This is a genomic window from Streptomyces ipomoeae 91-03 (assembly GCF_000317595.1).
Lineage (GTDB): Bacteria > Actinomycetota > Actinomycetes > Streptomycetales > Streptomycetaceae > Streptomyces > Streptomyces ipomoeae.
Map to the genome: position 1 here is coordinate 1 of NZ_AEJC01000539.1, position 3,475 is coordinate 3,475.

The window sequence follows — 3,475 nt, forward strand, 5'->3', positions numbered from 1 at the left end:
TACGCCTCCCATCCCCCACTCCCGCCCCACGACGATCCTCACTTTTCCGCCACCGGCAGCCCTCACGGTGATCCAACTCGCCGAAAAACCCCTGGGGTTGGGCCTCGGTCACGCACATAGTTGACCCATGGCTGAAAAGCAGACCCCCCGCACATCCGTCCTCCCCCTTGCCTCCACGCTCCTCGTCGGCACGGTCGCCCTCTACATGGCGCTCGTCGCGTTCAGCAACATCACCGACTTCGGGACGAACCAGCAGTTCGTACGTCATGTGCTCGCCATGGACACCACGTTCAAGGACGAGGACCTGATGTGGCGGGCCATCGAGTCGAAGGGCATCCAGGACGCGGTCTACGTCCTGATCATCATCTGGGAGACGATCGCGGCCCTGGTCCTCCTGGCCGCCACCTACTTCTGGGCCACCGCCCTCCGCCACCGCGCCTTCCACACCGCCCGCCGCTACAGCACCCTCGGCCTCCTCATGGTCCTGCTCCTCTTCGGCGCCGGCTTCATCGCCATCGGCGGCGAATGGTTCGTCATGTGGCAGTCGGGAGACTGGAACGGCCTGGACGCGGCCCTCCGCGTGTTCCTCCTGAGCGGCGTGGTGCTGCTGGTGACGCACCTGCCGGCGAACGAACGGCCGACCGACTAGCCGACGGCCTGTTGTGCGGTGCGTCAGTCCAGCACCGGCAGCAGCTCCGGCAGATGACCGTCCGAAACCGCCGCCGCCCGTTGCCGCTCCTCCGGAACCGGCCCGTACAACGTCGTACGAGGCCGGGCCGGGCGGCCGGCCGCCTCGGCGACGGCGATCAGGTCCTTGACCGACTTGTAGGAGCCGTAGGACGAGCCCGCCATCCGCGAGATCGTCTCCTCCATCAGGGTGCCGCCGAGGTCGTTCGCCCCGGAGCGGAGCATTTCCGCCGCGCCCTCCGTGCCGAGCTTCACCCAACTCGTCTGGATGTTGGGGATGTGGGGGTGGAGGAGAAGGCGGGCCATGGCCGTGACCGCGCGGTTGTCGCGCATGGTGGGGCCCGGTCGGGAGATGCCGGCCAGATACACGGGCGCGTTGGTGTGGATGAAGGGCAGGGTCACGAACTCCGTGAAACCGCCGGTCTGTCGCTGGATGCGGGACAGGGTCCGCAGATGGCCGAGCCAGTGCCTCGGCTGGTCCACGTGGCCGTACATCATCGTCGACGACGAACGGATGCCCAGCTCGTGGGCGGTTGTCACCACCTCGATCCATGTCGCCGTCGGAAGCTTGCCCTTGGTGAGCACCCAGCGGACCTCGTCGTCGAGGATCTCGGCCGCCGTGCCGGGGATGGAGCCCAGCCCGGCCTCCTTCGCGGCCGTCAGCCACTCACGGATCGACATGCCGGTCCGCGTAGCGCCGTTCACGACCTCCATGGGCGAGAACGCGTGCACATGCATGCCCGGCACCCGCTCCTTCACCGCCCGCGCGATGTCGAAGTACGCCGTGCCCGGCAGGTCCGGGTGGATACCGCCCTGCATACAGACCTCGACGGCCCCGACGTCCCACGCCTGCTGCGCCCGGTCGGCGACCTGGTCCAGGGAGAGGGTGTACGCGTCCGCGTCCGTCCTCCGCTGCGCGAAGGCGCAGAAACGGCAGCCGGTGTAACAGACGTTGGTGAAGTTGATGTTCCGGGTGACGATGTACGTGACGTCGTCGCCGACCGCCGACCGGCGCACGTCGTCCGCGATGCGCGTCAGGGCGTCCAGCGCCGGGCCGTCGGCGTGCAGCAGGGCCAGCGCCTCGGTGTCGGTGAGGCGGGTCGGGTCGTCGGCCGCCGTGCGCAGCGCCTCCCGTACGTCCGTGTCGATGCGCTCGGGCGCCATTCCGGGGGCCGCCGCCTCCCGCAGGGCGCCCCAGTCGCCGTACACGTCGTCGAAGTCGTCGCGGCGGTCGGACGTACGCCCCTCGGTGTCGATCGAGGCGTGCAGATCGGTCCGCCCGGCGGCGACGAACACCTCCTCCGGCTCCTGCCACGGACGCCCCGTCACCACAGCGTCCGACACGGCCAGCCCCGTCTCCGGGTCGGCGAGCGCCCGTACGTGCGGGAGCAGCCGCGGATCCAGCCAGGGCTCGCCGCGCGTCACGAACTCCGGGTACACGCAGAGCCGTTCGCGCAGCTCGAACCCGGCGGCCCGGGACCGCTCGGCGAGCTCCTCGATCTGGGGCCAGGGCCGTTCCGGGTTGACGTGGTCGATCGTCAACGGTGACACCCCGCCCCAGTCGTCGACACCGGCCGCGATCAGCCGCTCGTACTCGCTGTCGACGAGGTTGGGCGGGGCCTGGAGGCAGGCGGACGGCCCCATGATGTGCCGGGCGACGGCCACGGCGGCGACCAACTCATCCAGCTCGGCGTCCGGCATACCGCGCATCGCCGTGTCCGGCTTGGCGCGGAAGTTCTGAATGATGAGTTCCTGTATCCCGTGGTACGCCCGGGAGACCTTCCGCAGCGCGAAAAGGGACTCCGCGCGCTCCTCGTAAGTCTCCCCGATACCGATGAGGATCCCGGACGTGAAGGGAACGGAGGAGCGACCGGCGTCCTCCAGGACACGCAGGCGTACGGCGGGCTCCTTGTCCGGGGAGCCGAAGTGGGGGCCGCCGGGCTCGGACCACAACCGTGTCGCGGTCGTCTCCAACATCATGCCCATGCTCGGCGCGACGGGCTTGAGCCGCTGGAAGTCCGTCCAGCTCATGACACCCGGGTTGAGGTGGGGCAGCAGCCCCGTCTCCTCCAGGATCCGAATGGAGATGGCCCGGACGTACGCGATCGTGTCGTCGTAACCATGCGCGTCAAGCCACTCCCGCGCCTCCGGCCAGCGGTCCTCCGGCTTGTCGCCGAGGGTGATGAGGGCTTCCTTGCACCCGAGGGCGGCGCCCTTGCGGGCCACGTCCAGCACCTCGTCCGGGGACATGAACATCCCGTGCCCGGCGCGGCGCAGCTTGCCCGGAACGGTGACGAAGGTGCAGTAGTGGCACTTGTCCCGGCAGAGCCGGGTGAGGGGGATGAAGACACTCTTCGAGTACGTGATGACACCGGGCCGCCCGGCCGCTTCGAGACCCGCGTCCCGCACCCGGGCGGCGGACGCGGTGAGGTCGTCCAGGTCCGCACCGCGCGCCTGCAGGAGCACGGCCGCTTCGGCGACATCCAGGGCGACACCGTCCCGGGCACGTTTCAGGGCGCGACGCATGGAGTTCGCGGTCGGGCCGGTTCCGGAGGTCGCGGAGGTCGTCATCCTTCGAGCATACGAGCGAGGCGATCAGCCGACCGAAACGAGGGCGGACCGACAGCCGGCGCCGGGGGCGGTTCGGGGTGGGTACGTGCCCCGGCGCCGGGGCAGGTCGGGGTGGGTACGTGACCCGGCGGCTGGGGCTGGGCGGGTGTCGGCTGCGCAACTCGGCGCAACGAGGCGCCGCCGCGCCCACCCTCCCCCATCGCCCCAGCGGCACGAT

2 protein-coding genes are annotated in these 3,475 nt (G+C 70.1%); one reads left to right on the top strand and one right to left on the bottom strand.

All coding sequences use genetic code 11. From position 1 onward, the window contains the following. Nucleotides 1-127 precede the first annotated feature (127 nt). On the top strand, nucleotides 128-649 hold the full coding sequence (locus STRIP9103_RS35470; protein ID WP_009330076.1) for a DUF2165 domain-containing protein: 522 nt from the start codon (nucleotides 128-130) through the stop codon (nucleotides 647-649). A gap of 23 nt (nucleotides 650-672) precedes the next feature. Here the strand turns inward: STRIP9103_RS35470 and STRIP9103_RS35475 are convergent, their stop codons facing one another. After that, nucleotides 673-3,258: a bifunctional FO biosynthesis protein CofGH gene (locus STRIP9103_RS35475; protein WP_009330075.1), complete on the bottom strand. Its 2,586-nt coding sequence runs from the start codon at nucleotides 3,256-3,258 to the stop codon at nucleotides 673-675. Nucleotides 3,259-3,475: the final 217 nt, after the last annotated feature.

Coding starts and splice junctions, on each gene's coding strand:
- STRIP9103_RS35470 (WP_009330076.1), top strand. CDS start 128: ATGGCTGAAAAGCAGACCCCCCGCACATCCGTCCTCCCCCTTGCCTCC.
- STRIP9103_RS35475 (WP_009330075.1), bottom strand. CDS start 3,258: ATGACGACCTCCGCGACCTCCGGAACCGGCCCGACCGCGAACTCCATG.